This is a genomic window from Paenibacillus sp. tmac-D7 (genome assembly GCF_006519665.1).
Classification (GTDB): domain Bacteria; phylum Bacillota; class Bacilli; order Paenibacillales; family NBRC-103111; genus Paenibacillus_G; species Paenibacillus_G validus.
Genome location: NZ_VIDW01000026.1, coordinates 23842 through 39535, shown reverse-complemented (window position 1 = coordinate 39535; position 15694 = coordinate 23842). Strand labels below are relative to the sequence as shown.

Sequence of the window (15694 nt, the reverse complement as noted above, 5' to 3'; positions counted from 1 at the left end):
CATACAAGGAGGATCACATGTATTTACATCAGCTATCCACCCCTGCCGCAATTGTCAACCTAGATATAGTGGAAAAAAACATACAATTGATGGCGCAGATTGCAAAGCAAGCAGGCAAGAAGCTTCGTCCGCATATTAAAACGCATAAGATTCCGGCTATCGCCAAAATGCAATTGGAAGCCGGAGCGGCTGGTATTACATGTGCCAAAATCAGTGAAGCTGAAGTCATGGCACAGTACGGCGCGAAGGATATTTTGCTTGCCTTTCCGACTGTCGGAGAAGCTCAGGTGGAACGGATTTTGAATCTTTCGCGTGATTGTTCCGTATCGGTAGCCTTCGACAGCGTTTACGGAGCGGAAAGACTGCATGAAGCCGCTAAAAAGCGCGGTGTAGTGATACCGCTGTATATGATTATCAATACCGGAGACAATCGGGATGGGGTTGCTTCCGAACGAGAGGCATTGGAGCTGGCTCAGAGCATCTCGCTTTTTGATCATGTGCGGCTTAAAGGCATTATGACTCACGAAGGACACGTTAATTTAGCGAAAGACACGGAACAAATCGTTAGAACGGCAACAGCGGCGGGCCGGATGATGGTAGGGATCGCCGACATGCTTCGTCAACATGGTTTCAACATTGAAGAAGTCAGCACGGGCACAACACCTGCATGCCGAGCCGGTGTAGCTGTCGAAGGTGTGACGGAGTGGAGACCCGGGACTTACGTGTTTAACGACGTTCGTGAGATGCAGCTCGCTACGCCGATGGCGGAATGTGCGTTTTCTATTTTGGCTACCGTTGTCAGTCGTCCGGCAGCGGAACGATTGATTCTCGACACGGGCAGCAAATCATTAACGTCGGACATATCCACCTCTCCAGGGTATGGATACATCAAACAAGCTCCATCGGCGGTGATTGAGCGTCTGAGCGAGGAACATGGGATGGTGAAGGTTCATCATACAGAAGATTTACAGATCGGCCAGCGGGTGGAGATCATCCCCAATCACGTGTGTCCGGTAGTTAACCTCATGGACCGGGTATTTGTAGTCCGGAACGATGAAGTCATCGACGAATGGAAAGTGGAGGCCCGCGGGAAAATCATTTAAAAAGATAGAAAGATACATGGAGGAAATATGATGTACGACATTTTGATTCAGGGCGGGCTGGTTGTTGACGGCAGCGGGGCTCCAGGTTATCACGCTGATGTTGCTATCAAAGACGGATTGATCCGATCCATCGGTATATTAAAAAGCGTTCAAGCGAAGCGGGTGATTCAAGCGGATCAGCTTGTTGTTGCCCCCGGTTTTATCGATATCCACACACATGACGATCTGCATGTTTTAGAAAACCCATATATGGACGTGAAGATTCGGCAAGGGGTAACGACGACGGTTATCGGAAATTGCGGCTTCGGGCTTTACCCTGTGCTGCCGGAAACCCGTCATTATTTTAATAAATACGCAGCAGGACTGTTCGGAGCACCGGAAAAAGGGGAGCTGGGCTATTCGGGGTTAGATGATTTTTTCGCGGAATTCCAAAAGGTTGGAAGCGCCATCAATGTTGCTTCTCTTGTTGCACATGGGGTTATAAGGGTTGCGGTCATGGGATATGATAATCGTAAACCTACGTCTGCCGAGATGGAAAAAATGAAAGGTTTGCTCAGAGACGCTTTGCGCAGTGGAGCTGTCGGCATGTCGATGGGATTAATTTATGCCCCGGGTTTATTCGCCGATACGGAGGAATTGATCGAATTAAGTAAGGTTGTAGCCGAAGAAGGCGGATTTATTGCTTCCCATATGCGGAATGAAGCGAGCTATTTATTGGAATCGATCGAAGAAATGATCACAATTGCGCGTGAAGCGCGCGTGCCTTTGGAAATCTCGCATTTGAAAGCGGTAGGAAATTCTAATTTCGGTAAGGCCCGAAAAGCACTGCATTTAATTGAAAAGGCTAAAATGGAGGGCATCGACATTACATTTGATCAATATCCCTACCATGCAGGCAGTACGACAGCGACGACAATCCTTCCTCCTTGGGCGCTCGAAGGTGGACACGGAAAAATGCTGGAGCGGCTGCGAAATGAAGAAACTCGTGCGAAAATCAAAGACAACCTGATTAACGGTATTCCGAATAATGCTTGGGAGAGCATGAGCAACTTGATCGGATGGGAAAATATGATGATTTGCACCGTGGAATCAGACAAGAACAAATCATTGGAAGGCAGCAGCATCAAGGAAATTGCTGAAAAACGGCACATCCCGCCTTTGGATTTGTTTTTGGACTTGCTGGTTGAAGAGGAGGGCCGCATCATTCTCATCATGTTTCAGCAAGATCTGGATGAAATGGAAACCGTCATGCAGCATGAACTGCAAATGTTCGGATCCGACGGCATTCCGCAAAAAGGGAAGAAGGCGCATCGCAGACTGTACGGCACGTTCCCTCAGGTCCTTGGCAAATATGTAAGAGAAAAAAACACCTTGCATTTGGAACGGGCGATTTATAAAATGACCTATCTCCCGTCGAATCGATTGGGTTTATTCGATCGCGGATTGATCCGGCCGGGGATGGTCGCGGATATAACCCTTTTCAATAAAAATACGATTGATGATCATTCGACGTATGCCGAACCCGCGGTCAATCCAAGTGGAATCGAAGCGGTCTTGGTGAACGGGGAAATCGTTCTGGAGAACGGTATCTTTACGGGAATTTATCCAGGTAAGCCATTACGAAGATCACTCTCAAATGACAGATATAAAATTTGACTGTGTACAGGACGTGAACAAAAATGGAAACCAGAATGCTTGGGAGTTCCGAACTGCGAGTTGGTATTTTGGGGATGGGCTGCTGGCAGTTCGGTGGAGATAGCAACAGCTATTGGGGAGACCAGAGTCAAAAAGATGTGGTTGAAGTGGTCAGCATGGCGCTGGATAACGGAATTAATTATTTTGATACGGCGGAGATGTACAATGATGGTGAGAGTGAAAGATCCCTCGGATTGGCGTTAAAGGGAAGGCGGCATAAGGCTATTATCGGCACTAAAATCAAACCTTCGAATACGAAATCCAAGACGTTAAGGGAACATTGCGAAGCAAGTTTGCGGCGCATGCAAACCGATTATATCGATTTGTATATGCTTCACTGGCCGATCAACGCCCAATCGATCTTACATTTTAGCAATGATGAAAGTCTGATAGCCGATCCGCCGACAGTAGAAGAAGTATTCCATACGTTAAAGGAACTGCAGCAAGAAGGCAAGGTTCGTTACATCGGCATCAGCAATCATGGAATAGAACAGATGGAAGAAGTCAGGAAAACCGGTGTACAAGTTGTTGCGAACCAGTTAATTTACAATCTGATCTGCAGAGCAGTCGAGACCGAGATTCTTCCGTACTGCGCTGACCATCGAATCGGTGTCATTGGTTATATGGGTTTGCATCAGGGCATTTTATCCGGAAAATATCGTTCGCTTAACGACATTCCGCAAGGGCGGGCACGATCCAGACATTTTCATTATAGCCGAGATCAAGGCTGCCGCCATGGCGAAGAAGGCGCGGAAATCGAATTGCAGCAAGCGCTGAATCATATTCAAGAGCTTGCGAACGATCTAGGCGTATCCGTCAGCACATTGTCTTTGGCGTGGGCGTTATCGAATCCGAAAGTCGCGACGACAATTTGCGGATGCCGCGACGTGCGGCAGTTAAAATCAAACTTGGAAGCGGCTTCGTATCTTTTGTCGCCTGTAGTTCGCGATCAGCTAAATGTAATTACAGCTCCGTTGTTGCATAAATTGGGTGATAATCCCGATTATTTTGAGAACAGCGGCAACCGTCGTATTCGATAATTTATACGATCCAAGAAATCAGTAGGAGGAAAAAAACATGGGAAACATAGAAGATCGTTTAAAAAGCCTAAATATTGATTTGCCTGAACCGGCGGCACCGGCAGCCATTTATATACCGGCTGTGACGGTTAACAACTTGGTTTATACATCGGGCAATGATTGCCGTAAAGATGGTAAACTGATATATATGGGTAAAGTGGGCAGCGATCTGTCGGTTGAGCAGGGGCAACAAGCTGCCCGCCAGACAATGATCAATCTCTTAGCCGTTCTTAAGAATCATATTGGGGATTTGGATCGCGTGGAACGAATCGTGAAATTGTTGGGGTTTGTCAATAGCGCACCGGGTTTTGTGGAACAGCCTTATGTCATTAATGGCGCCTCCTCCTTACTTGAAGAAATTTTTGGGGATGCCGGCAAGCATGCAAGATCCGCGATAGGCGCTCCGGAACTGCCTTTTAATACGCCGGTTGAGATTGAAATGATTGTTCAGCTTAAGTCGTAAAAAAGGGACAAAAAAACCAGTAAAACAAAGGTTTTAGCCGACTACAGCAGATGTTATCGGAAATGGGTTTAACAAAGGATATTGGATTGAAACTGTTACAGTCTACCGCAAGCAAAGAACCCGAACGATTGAGTTTTCAATCGTTCGGGTTCTTGTGCTTCCAAGCGGAATGCTGGAGGTTTTTGGTGTGGTCGCACGGGCGCACCTATCGGCGGCGTTGACCGCCCAACAACTTTACCGGAACAACCAAACGATCCATGGCGTGCCGCACAGCGTGATGAACGAGGCCAGCATCATCGAAACCATCGCAATGGAGCCGGAGACGGGACTATATTCCAACGCTTGGCGTATGCCGGCCGAGTGAGCGCTGGTTCCCAGGAGGACGCCGCGCGAGACGGGACTTTGAAAGTGGAACCACTTGATGATCAGCGGACCGACGAGGATGCCGAGCAATCCGGTAATCAACGTAGCAAGCGCGGTGACGGACGTAATGCCGCCGGTCATGTGGGAGACGGCAAGGGCGACGGGTGTCGTTGCGGAACGCGGGGCGAGGCTGGAGACGAGCTCCGCACGTAAGCCGAACAGGTGGGCGAGACCGGCCGATGTGACGATGGCGGCGAGGGAACCGCAGCTTACGCTTGCGGCGATGACATAAGCATGGTTTCGAAGCACGTCGAGATGCTTGTATAAGAGGACGGAGAGCGCGATGGTAGCGGGTTCCATCATGCCGGTGAGCCATTCGCCTCCTTTGTTGTAGCTTTCGAAAGACACGCCGGCGATTTCGACGAGCGCAATGACGGCAATCGGCGTAACGAGCAGCGGAGTTAAATACAGCTTAGGATACAGGCCATAAATTCGTCTGGACACCCAATAAATCGCAACAGTACAACCCAGCCATAAGATCGCTTCCATCACTCGACCTGTCTTTCTTTCCGGGCGGACAGCTGCTGGCCGATGAAACCGCTGCAAATCATGACGGCAAGCAGGCTAATGGCGATGATGACGACGATGGCGATACCGTGATCCGCCAGCAAGCTTTTGTAATCGATGATGCCTACGAAGGCGGGAATAAAAAACAGTAACATTTCGGCAAGCAGCCATTGGGAGCCCAATTCGATCCACTCCAGGCGAATGATCTTACACTTCAGAAGCGCGAACAACATTCCAATCCCCACGATACTGCCCGGCACCGGGAAACCAAGCCATTGGACGATGACGTCCGCTATTTGGGCAATTACAACAAAAAACAACACCTGCACGCCTGTGATCAACCATGACTTCATGGATCGCACCCCTTCCGCCACTGATTACAGCGAGTATACAAAAAGGAGTTCCATATGTAAAATGAATATATAGAATCAAATTCATTCCATTTATTTATGGTTGGAAAAGGGGGATGCCGATGGAGTTGCGTCACTTGCAATACATCGCAGAAATCGTGCGGTGTAACAACTTTACCAGAGCCGCAGAAAATCTGAATGTTACGCAACCGACCATAAGCAAAATGATCCAAAATTTAGAGAAAGAATTGAATGCGGACATCTTTGTCCGGAGCGGAAGACAGATCCAATTGACGGATGTGGGCGAAGCGATCTTGCAGCATTCCGGTCCGATTCTGCAAATGTTCGAAAGTTTAAAAACGGAAATCAATGACCTGACCTTCTTGAACAAGGGCAGCATTCGAATCGGCTTACCGCCCATGGCCGGATCGAGTTTCTTCCCGGACGTGATTAAAAAATTCCAGGATCGTTACCCGGGGATCACGATGAAGATGGTCGAGGACGGCGCGAGCAAGATCGAGAGAAGCATCGAAGAAGGCTTGCTGGACGTAGGAATATTGTTATGGCCGGTCGATCAGGCGGTATTCGATTCATTTCCGATCGTGAGGGATCAGTTAAAGGTCGTGATGCATCCCGCACACCGGTTAGCGGACCGGGAGCGAATCGAGCTGGCCGAACTGGAACTGGAGCGGTTTATATTTTTTAACAGCCATTTCGCCATGCATGACCGGATCAAGAACGCATGCCGTTCGGCGGGCTTCGTTCCCCGCATCGTATCCGAAAGCTCCCAGTGGGATTTAATCAGGGAGATGGTAAGAGCCGACCTCGGCATCGCGTTTCTACCGGGTACCATTTGCCGATTATTAGATCCGAATAAAGTGAAAGCGATTTCCCTGGTCAGTCCGGAAATTCCGTGGCAGCCCGTGATGGCCTGGAGACGGGAAGGGTATCAATCGTTGGCCGCAAGAGAATGGATCGCGTTCACGAAACAAATATTTGCCGAGCCCACTTGATTTTCCATACATTTTTTGTAAACATAAGACTCAAAAAAGGAGTGATTGGATGAAAGCGCTAGTTCATGAAGGGAAGAGCGGGTTGGAAGGTTTATCCATTCGGGAGATGGAAGAGCTGCAGCCCAAGGCGGGAGAAGTAAGGGTCAAAATAAGAACGGCGGGGCTGAACCATCGGGATCTTTTTGTCCTGGAACGTCATAAGCCGACAGATCCGCCGCTCATTATCGGTTCAGACGGCGCAGGTATTATCGATGCCGTCGGCGAAGGCGTGACGCATGTCCAAGCCGGTGACGAGGTGATGATTAACCCGGGTCTCGGATGGAAGGTAAACAGCGATGCGCCTCCCGAGGGCTTTGAAATTCTCGGCTTGCCGACGCACGGCACCTTTGCGGAGAAGGTCATCGTGCCCGGCGACAATGTCGCCCCTAAACCTCGATTTTTAACATGGGAAGAAGCCGGCGTGCTGTCATTGGCTGCGCTCACAGCGTATCGCGCATTGTTTACGAGAGCCCGTATCCAGCCCGGCATGAAGGTGCTGATCCCGGGTATCGGCGGCGGGGCCGCCACGTTTCTACTTCAATTTGCTAAAGCGGCGGGCGCTACCGTGTATGTAACCTCCCGCTCGCAGGAGAAATGCAGGAAAGCCCTGGAATACGGCGCCGACCGGGCGATCGACAGCCATGAAGATTGGGGCGCGGCGCTTGACGGAGCGAAGGTGGATGTCGTCATTGAAAGCGTCGGCGCGGCGACGTTTCACAAGTCGCTTGAACGGCTGCGCCTGGGAGGCACCATAGTGACGTTCGGAGCTTCTGCGGGAGATGTCGTCCAACTCAACTTGCGCGACTTCTTCTATGGACATCATAATTTGCTGGGGACGACGCTGGGAAGCGGAGAAGAGTACCGGGATATGATCAAGTTTATTGAATCCCATCAAATCAAACCCGTGCTGGATCGGGTCGTACCGTTAGAGCAATATGCGCAGGCGTTCGAGCGGATGGAGCGCGCGGCGCAATTAGGCAAAATCGGATTTTATATAGGTTTCGGCGGCCAATAGACGGGCTTGATTTTTCCTTCATTTGTATGAACATACAAAAAATATAGCCTGTTATGGTAAATTTGTTATATGAAAATATATTTCTTTCTTCGTATTGAGGCTGTATACTTCAAATCACAGTCAGGCTGTAAGCGTTTCCCTTTGTCGATTTCACTCTTTTTGAACAACGAATCTCAAGGAGGAATGGCCATGTATCGCTTACCGAACGGAGAAGAAATTTTCATCATCGACGCGCACATTGCATTATGGGATGGCAGTCAAGAGAACCAATTGAACGTTCAAGGGGATCAGTTCATCAGTTGTTTTTACGATTATCACAAAAACCTGAGCCCGAAAGAGCATCTTTGGCCGAAGGACAAATTTCTGAAATATGAGGCAGGCACGTTGATCGAAGATGTGTTTGTCAAAGGGTACAGCGACATGGCGATCTTCCAGCCGGTGTATTTGAAAGAGTTCTACAAGAACGGCTTCGGCGACTTCGATGCCAACGAGGCGCTTGCGCAGCAATATCCGGGGCGGTTCATCTGTAACGGAACGTTCGATCCGCGCCATGGAGAGCGAGGCCTGGAGCAGCTTGAGAAGGATTACGAGAAATACAAGTGGTCCGGCATCAAGCTGTATACGGCCGACTGGTACAAGGATTCGAAAGGGTATAAATTATCCGACGACTGGTCTTATCGCTACCTCGAGAAGTGCGTCCAGCTTGGGATCAAGAACATCCACGTGCATAAGGGGCCGACGATCACCCCGCTGAACCGGGATGCGTTCGACGTCGCCGATGTCGACGATGTTGCAAGCGCTTTCCGGGATTTGAACTTTATCGTGGAGCACGTCGGACTTCCCCGGTTGGAGGATTTCTGCTGGATCGCGACGCAAGAGAAGAACGTGTACGGGGCCTTGGCGGTTGCGCTCCCGTTCATCCATACGCGTCCCCGCTATTTCGCGGAAATCATCAGCGAGCTGCTGTACTGGATCGGCGAAGACCGGATTCTGTTCGGAAGCGACTATGCGATATGGGAGCCGGGCTGGCTGATCGAGAAGTTCATCGCCATGGAGCTGCCGGAAGATATTCAGAAAGAAACCGGTGCGACGCTCGATCTGAAGGTGAAGAAGAAAATCCTCGGGGAAAATGCGGCCAGATTGTACAACATCGACATCGAGAGCCAGAAGGAGAAACTGCGCCATTGCGAACTGGCGAAGATGATCGCGAACGCTAATAAAATCGCGTAAGCTTCTTTACAACAGCTCACTCACAGGAGGTGCATGCTATGTTGATGACCAAGGAACAGCAGGTATACAAGCAGCTCGATAAGGTATATGATCCGGAGCTTGATCAGCCCTTAACCGAATTGGGGTTTATCGATCATACGAAGATCCATGACGATCAAGTGGAAGTCGTATTCCGTTTGCCGACCTATTGGTGCTCCCCCAACTTCGCTTTCATCATGGCGGAAGATATCCGGACCTGTGTCTCCCGATTGGAATGGGTCCGGGAGGTCAAAGTAAATTTGATCGACCACTGTGCTTCCGACGAAATCAATCAAGGGGTTTCGAAGGGGAAGCGCTTCAGCGAATCCACGAGTCAGTTCGGGGCGTCCGATGGAGATCTTGACGAGCTTCGGAGGACATTCCAAATCAAAGCGTTCTATGCCCGGGAGGAAAAGCTGATCAAGCATTTATTGGCTGCAGGCTGGTCGAATGAAGCGATCCTTGCGATGACTTTGGAGCAGCTGCATGAGCTCCCGCTCTCGGAAGAGGGAAGCGGCATGCGAGAGGGATATTTGGAGAAGAAAGCGCAGCTCCACCATTCCGGCGTTCAGGCGTTTACAACTCCGGAAGGGGATGCTTTGACGCTGGAAGGATTCTCGGATTACTTATTGGGCGCCAAAAGGACAAGATTAAGCATGGAATTTAACGGCCACTATTGCCGCGGTCTGCTAGAGGCCCGTTACGATTTGGAAGCCACAGGCACGGAGATGTCATAAGCAGTGCAGTTCCATATGCTATCGGGAATGTTCATACATTCTTGATCATCATAAACAAAACACATTCAAAAGGATCGGTGATGAAGATGAGTAAAAAGGTGCTTATTCTAACTGGTGATGCCGTAGATTGCCTGGAAGTTTTCTATCCCTACTATCGCTTGTTGGAGGAGCAAATCGACGTGACGATTGCTTCGCCTACGAAAAAGAAGCTTCAAACGGTTTGTCACGATTTCCTTCCGCAAATGGAAACCTTCACGGAATTGGTCGCCTATAAAATCGATTCGCATGCTTCCGTCGACGACATTAACGCAGCCGATTTCGATGCGCTGATTATCCCGGGCGGACGCGCGCCGGAATACATCCGCATGAACAAAAAAGTACAAGAAATTACGGCCCATTTCCTGCAGGAGAACAAGCCGATGGGCGTCATTTGCCACGGTCAACTGGTGTTGACGACCGTGCGCGAGCATATTCAAGGCCGCTCGATGACCGCTTATACTTGCTGCCGTCCGGAAGTGGAAGCGGCGGGAGCCCATTATGTCGAGCAGATGCTTGTCGTTGACGGCAACCTGGTAACGGGTCATGCATGGCCGGATCTGCCGGGATTTATGAGAGAATTCCTCAATCTGTTGAATGTGGACGAGAAAGTAACGGTGTAATCGTTGTTCGAGCAGCTGGTTACACGTGATTGTTGACCTGGAACCAGTGCACTCTGGCTTGACACCGGAGTGCGCTGGTTTTTCCCATTTATCACTTTTGAGAAGGTTGGGTGATTCGTCTGCAATTATTACCGGAATTAGCCAAGAAGATTATCCATGAAGTGGAATCGGTCATGACCGAGCAGCTGATTGTTGTAGGCGGTCAGGGGATCATTATCGCATCAACGGACAAAAACCGAATTGGCTCTTTTCATGAAGGTGCGACGATTGTCATGAAGTCGGGTCATAAGCTGTACATTTCCGATGAGGATGCGAAGCGGTTAAAAGGGGTGAAGCCGGGAATCAATTTGCCGATTTATTACAACAAAAAGGTGATAGGCGTCATTGGCATCACAGGTACTCCTTCTGTTGTTGAGCCTTACGCGGAGCTGCTTCGGAGAATGACCGAGCTCATTATTAGAGAGGCCCAGCAGAAAGAGAAGGAGGAGTGGGAAACAAGGGGGCTTGAAGCCTTTTTTTACGAGTGGATTCATATCCAGGACGTGGATCAGGAGTTTATCGACCGAGGCCAAATCCTGGGGGTTTCCGTTGAGATTCCGTATATTTGCGTCCTTTTCCAAGTGGATGTCCATCACCGCGACGAGGTGCTGCGAGAAGCGCAGTCGCTGATGACCGACTTTTTTCAAAGAAGTTTTGAACGCGATCCGACCGATTTTTTCATTCGCTGGGGCAACGGCCAATTCATTCTGATCAAAAATGCCAAAAATAATAATTCGCCAACAAAGCTTTCCCGGGAATTGGCAAAATGGCATCAATATTTTAAAAAGCATTACGGCATTAATTTAGCCGTCGGCGTGGGCAAGACCTTCGAGCCTTTCAAAATGAATCATACGTACAACGAAGCGAAGAAAGCGTTGAAGGTGGCTCAAAAGCATCTTGAAATCGTTTATTATGAAAATTTATTGCTCGATATCGTGTTAGAGGAGATCAGCGCAAAAACGAGGCAAGAGTTTATCGACCGGATTTTATCGGAAATTCAATCGGATCAAGAGCTTCTTGAGACGATCCATATTTATTATAAGCATCAATTGTCCATTAAAGATAGCGCCGATGCGCTTCATATTCACATCAATACGCTTCACTACCGCCTAAACCAGATCAAAGAGCTTACGGGCATTAATCCCAAATGTCCGGAAGGCATTACGTTATTTTTAATCGCACTTTCTTTATTAAAATTGGATAATCATTCAATAAATCAGGATCCGAATTGAAAATCTTTGTATATTCGCACATAGTTATTTCAACGGGCAATTTCTATAATGGTGATAACGAAAGGGGGACTTCTCGTGATTACGGAAGCGATCAGAAGTCAGCTTATAGAAATTGTCGGAAGCGCCCAGTATCATGACTCGAATGAAGCGAAACTATCTTATTCGTATGATGCGACGCCGAACTACCAGGCGCTCCCTGACGCCGTCATCATGCCTAAGAACAGGGAACAAATCCAGGCGGTATTAAAAATATGCAATCAGCATACAATTCCGATTGTTCCAAGAGGCTCCGGCACCAATTTAAGTGCCGGTACATGTCCAACCCAAGGCGGCATTGTCCTTGTGTTCAATCATATGAATCGAATTTTGGAGATTGACGAAGAGAATTTGACCGTTACGGTTCAACCGGGCGTCATTACGAAGAAATTAATCGAAGCCGTGGAGGCAAGGGGCTTATTTTATCCCCCGGACCCAAGCTCGATGAAAATCTCAACCATCGGCGGCAACATTAATGAATGCTCGGGAGGGCTTCGAGGTTTAAAATACGGCGTCACGAAGGACTATGTCCTTGGGCTGGAAATCGTTCTGCCGAACGGGGATTGTATGCGAACGGGCGGGAAATCACCCAAGGATGTGGCAGGATATGATCTAACGAAGCTGTTTGTCGGCTCCGAGGGGACGCTAGGCGTCGTAACGGAAGCGACGCTAAAGCTCATTCCCATTCCGGAAACGAAAAAAACGATGCTGGCGCTTTTTGAAGATCTCGACGCAGCGGCCAGTACGGTGTCGGCGATTATTTCAAACCGGATTATCCCGGCCACGCTCGAATTTCTTGATCAGCCTACGTGTAAAGTCGTCGAGGATTTCGCCAAGGTCGGTTTACCGACCGATGTGAATGCGGTGCTGCTCATTGAGCAGGACGGACCGCCTGAAGTCGTGGAAAGGGACATGGAACGAATCGCTCAAATTTGCAAGGACGGACATGCGAGATCCGTGAAGATCGCCCAGTCGAAGGCGGAAGCCGAGGCATTAAGTACGGCAAGGCGGGCGGCGTTATCCGCGCTTGCGCGGCTGAGGCCTACGACGATTCTGGAGGATGCGACGGTCCCTCGATCGAAAATTAGCGAAATGGTGCGTGCCATTAATCAGATTGCAGAAAAGTATCAGGTAACGATCTGTACATTCGGTCATGCCGGTGACGGAAACTTGCACCCCACCTGCCTGACGGATGGCAGAAACAAGGAAGAGATGCACCTGGTCGAACAAGCGTTCGATGAAATTTTCCGGAAAGCGATCGAGCTGGGGGGTACCATTACCGGAGAGCACGGGGTTGGCGAGATGAAGCTGCCTTATTTATCGTTAAAGGTTGGAGAGGAAGGCGTAGCAGCGATGAAGGCGATCAAACAAGCTTTTGATCCGAACGGAATCATGAATCCCGGAAAAATGTTCGCAAGAGATGCCCGCAAAAGAGTGGTGATTAACGGATGAATCAGCAGGTGCAGAGTGAGATTCGACAGGGCTTTAAAGAACGGCTGGATTACGACGAGCTAATGAATTGTATGAGATGCGGCTTCTGCCTGCCGACGTGTCCGACCTATGGCCAAACCGATCAATATGAAGCGGCGTCTCCGCGCGGCCGGATCGCGCTAATGAAGGGGGTTGTCGACGGGGTCATTGAACCGGACGATGATGTGGAGAAGCAGCTGAACCTCTGCCTCGGCTGCCGGGCTTGCGAGCCGGTTTGTCCGTCCGGCGTGAAATACGGTCATCTGCTTGAGGAAGCCCGGGACGTGATTCAACAAAAGAAAAAGCATAGCATGCACGTGAAGGTGATACGGGGGCTTGTGTTTAAACAATTGTTCCCGCGCAAAGACCGGCTCAAACGCCTGCATTATTTTCTTAGGTTTTATCAAAAGAGCGGCCTGCAGCGCGTCGTTCAAAAAAGCAAATTGTTACGAATAATGCCTGGGAATATCGCGGAGCTTGAACGAACGCTACCGCCGATTGCCAGCGTCAGCGCGTTGAGCAACCGTCCTACCCATATCCCTGCCGAAGGACAAGCAAGGAAGAAGGTCGCTTTCTTCTCCGGTTGTCTGATGGATACGATGTTTATGGAGACGAACGATGCCACGATGAAGCTGCTTCAGAAGGCAGGCTGCGATATCGTGATTCCTCCCGGCCAAGGCTGCTGCGGCGCCTTGCACGCACACGGCGGAGAGAAAGATATGGCCAAGCAGTTAGCCAAGGCCAACATCGTGGCCTTCGAATCGCTGGATGTCGATTATATCGTGTTGAATGCGGGCGGGTGCGGCGCCTTATTGGTTGAATATGACCACTTGTTGAAGGATGAAGAGCAGTGGAGAGATCGAGCCGAAGCATTTGCCCGCAAAGTGAGGGATTTTTCCGAGATTCTTGTTGAGCTTCAATTTGCCGAAAGAGGACTTTCGCTGCCGGAGCAAGTCATTACGTATCAGGACTCCTGCCATCTGCGGAATGTCATGGGCACAGCCAGTGCGCCACGGACATTACTGGCTTCCATTAAAGGCGTTCACTATCAGGAGATGGAAGAGGCGGATCATTGCTGCGGATCGGCCGGGGTCTATAACATAACGGAGAAAGAAATGTCGATGCAAATCCTGGACTATAAGATGGAAAAGGTCAACAAAGCACGTGCGCAAACGATCGTAACGGCCAACCCGGGCTGTCTGTTGCAGATGAAACTCGGCATTATTCGCGAGGGAGCGGAGGAGAGAATGAGAGCCGTGCATCTGGCCGACCTGCTGCTCGAAGCGGTGGACAATTCAAGCGTTTCCTGATGGTTCTTTCTACAGAAATTATCCAATGTTCGGCATTGTTTTTTAGATAAATGCACATTTCATTCGGTTATGGCCATAACTATACTTGTAAGTAAGCATTGGGAACGAACATCATGCGATTCATGCGTTTCAGGGTGGAAGGGACGAAAGAGAACTTCCGCCTTTGTTCTATTGTAAGCGTTTCCTTTTGCTAACACCTTTCAAGGAGGAATGGCTATGTATCGCTTACCGAACGGAGAAGAAATTTTCATCATCGACGCGCACATTGCATTATGGGACGGCAGCCAGGAGAACCAATTGAACGTTCAAGGGGATCAGTTCATCAGCTGTTTTTACGATTATCACAAAAACCTGAGCCCGAAAGAGCATCTCTGGCCGAAGGACAAATTTCTGAAATATGAGGCAGGCACGTTGATCGAAGATGTGTTTGTCAAAGGGTACAGCGACATGGCGATCTTCCAGCCGGTGTATTTAAAAGAGTTCTACAAGAACGGCTTCGGCGACTTCGATGCCAACGAGGCGCTTGCGCAGCAATATCCGGGGCGGTTCATCTGTAACGGAACGTTCGATCCGCGCCATGGAGAGCGAGGCCTGGAGCAGCTTGAGAAGGATTACGAGAAATACAAGTGGTCCGGCATCAAGCTGTATACGGCCGACTGGTACAAGGATTCGAAAGGGTATAAATTATCCGACGACTGGTCTTATCGCTACCTCGAGAAGTGCGTCCAGCTTGGGATCAAGAACATCCACGTGCATAAGGGGCCGACGATCACCCCGCTGAACCGGGATGCGTTCGACGTCGCCGATGTCGACGATGTTGCAAGCGCTTTCCGGGATTTGAACTTTATCGTGGAGCACGTCGGACTTCCCCGGTTGGAGGATTTCTGCTGGATCGCGACGCAAGAGAAGAACGTGTACGGGGCCTTGGCGGTTGCGCTCCCGTTCATCCATACGCGTCCCCGCTATTTCGCGGAAATCATCAGCGAGCTGCTGTACTGGATCGGCGAAGACCGGATTCTGTTCGGAAGCGACTATGCGATATGGGAGCCGGGCTGGCTGATCGAGAAGTTCATCGCCATGGAGCTGCCGGAAGATATTCAGAAAGAAACCGGTGCGACGCTCGATCTGAAGGTGAAGAAGAAAATCCTCGGGGAAAATGCGGCCAGATTGTACAACATCGACATCGAGAGCCAGAAGGAAAAGCTGCGCCATTGTGAACTGGCGAAGATGATCGCGAGCGCTAATAAAATTGCGTAAGTCTTAATTGATTCATCAT

At 49.7% G+C, this 15694-nt stretch carries 15 protein-coding genes; 13 read left to right on the top strand and 2 right to left on the bottom strand.

Features of this window, described 5'->3' with window-relative positions:
* Positions 1 to 17: 17 nt before the first annotated feature.
* Genes FKP33_RS17600 through FKP33_RS17585 form a run of 4 tightly spaced genes read left to right on the top strand, consistent with a single transcriptional unit; the run spans position 18 to position 4340 of the window.
* The gene (locus FKP33_RS17600) at positions 18 to 1103 is read left to right on the top strand and encodes an alanine racemase (RefSeq protein WP_141335912.1); all 1086 of its coding nucleotides are present in this window, start codon (positions 18 to 20) and stop codon (positions 1101 to 1103) included.
* A 30-nt stretch (positions 1104 to 1133) separates the two neighbouring features.
* Positions 1134 to 2759, top strand: a complete 1626-nt coding sequence (locus FKP33_RS17595) for an N-acyl-D-amino-acid deacylase family protein (RefSeq protein WP_181410194.1) — start codon at positions 1134 to 1136, stop codon at positions 2757 to 2759.
* Positions 2760 to 2782: 23 nt separating this feature from the next.
* Positions 2783 to 3838 carry an aldo/keto reductase gene (locus tag FKP33_RS17590; RefSeq protein ID WP_141335910.1) on the top strand — a complete coding sequence of 352 codons (1056 nt, stop codon included), beginning with the start codon at positions 2783 to 2785 and terminating at the stop codon, positions 3836 to 3838.
* Between the two features lie 37 nt (positions 3839 to 3875).
* Positions 3876 to 4340, top strand: coding sequence for a RidA family protein (locus tag FKP33_RS17585; RefSeq protein WP_141335909.1), 465 nt, complete (start codon positions 3876 to 3878; stop codon positions 4338 to 4340).
* A gap of 234 nt (positions 4341 to 4574) precedes the next feature.
* Here the strand turns inward: FKP33_RS17585 and FKP33_RS17580 are convergent, their stop codons facing one another.
* Both FKP33_RS17580 and FKP33_RS17575 read right to left on the bottom strand, forming a co-directional pair.
* Positions 4575 to 5252 carry an LrgB family protein gene (locus FKP33_RS17580; protein WP_054797802.1) on the bottom strand — a complete coding sequence of 226 codons (678 nt, stop codon included), beginning with the start codon at positions 5250 to 5252 and terminating at the stop codon, positions 4575 to 4577.
* Positions 5252 to 5623: a CidA/LrgA family protein gene (locus FKP33_RS17575; RefSeq protein WP_127610601.1), complete on the bottom strand. Its 372-nt coding sequence runs from the start codon at positions 5621 to 5623 to the stop codon at positions 5252 to 5254. Before FKP33_RS17575 ends, FKP33_RS17580 begins: the two co-directional genes overlap by 1 nt.
* Positions 5624 to 5742: 119 nt before the next feature.
* On the opposite strand from FKP33_RS17575, the gene FKP33_RS17570 reads away from it, so the two are divergent.
* The 9 genes from FKP33_RS17570 to FKP33_RS17530 all read left to right on the top strand — a co-directional run bounded on the left by FKP33_RS17570 (position 5743) and on the right by FKP33_RS17530 (position 15675).
* Complete coding sequence (locus FKP33_RS17570; RefSeq protein WP_127610599.1) at positions 5743 to 6633, top strand: LysR family transcriptional regulator; 891 nt, start codon at positions 5743 to 5745, stop codon at positions 6631 to 6633.
* A 49-nt stretch (positions 6634 to 6682) separates the two neighbouring features.
* Positions 6683 to 7687, top strand: coding sequence for a zinc-binding dehydrogenase (locus tag FKP33_RS17565; protein WP_141335907.1), 1005 nt, complete (start codon positions 6683 to 6685; stop codon positions 7685 to 7687).
* A gap of 189 nt (positions 7688 to 7876) precedes the next feature.
* Positions 7877 to 8917 (top strand): amidohydrolase family protein, encoded by a 1041-nt coding sequence (locus FKP33_RS17560; RefSeq protein WP_141335906.1) that lies wholly within the window; start codon positions 7877 to 7879, stop codon positions 8915 to 8917.
* Positions 8918 to 8955: 38 nt separating this feature from the next.
* Positions 8956 to 9672, top strand: coding sequence for an iron-sulfur cluster assembly protein (locus tag FKP33_RS17555; protein WP_230876028.1), 717 nt, complete (start codon positions 8956 to 8958; stop codon positions 9670 to 9672).
* Positions 9673 to 9758: 86 nt separating this feature from the next.
* On the top strand, positions 9759 to 10331 hold the full coding sequence (locus tag FKP33_RS17550) for a DJ-1/PfpI family protein (RefSeq protein WP_141335905.1): 573 nt from the start codon (positions 9759 to 9761) through the stop codon (positions 10329 to 10331).
* A 110-nt stretch (positions 10332 to 10441) separates the two neighbouring features.
* Positions 10442 to 11602 (top strand): CdaR family transcriptional regulator, encoded by a 1161-nt coding sequence (locus FKP33_RS17545; protein ID WP_258313476.1) that lies wholly within the window; start codon positions 10442 to 10444, stop codon positions 11600 to 11602.
* 75 nt (positions 11603 to 11677) lie between these two features.
* Complete coding sequence (gene glcD, locus FKP33_RS17540; protein WP_141335904.1) at positions 11678 to 13090, top strand: glycolate oxidase subunit GlcD; 1413 nt, start codon at positions 11678 to 11680, stop codon at positions 13088 to 13090.
* Positions 13087 to 14418, top strand: coding sequence for a (Fe-S)-binding protein (locus FKP33_RS17535; RefSeq protein WP_127610589.1), 1332 nt, complete (start codon positions 13087 to 13089; stop codon positions 14416 to 14418). Before glcD ends, FKP33_RS17535 begins: the two co-directional genes overlap by 4 nt.
* 216 nt (positions 14419 to 14634) lie before the next feature.
* Positions 14635 to 15675 carry an amidohydrolase family protein gene (locus FKP33_RS17530; protein ID WP_141335903.1) on the top strand — a complete coding sequence of 347 codons (1041 nt, stop codon included), beginning with the start codon at positions 14635 to 14637 and terminating at the stop codon, positions 15673 to 15675.
* Positions 15676 to 15694 lie beyond the last annotated feature (19 nt).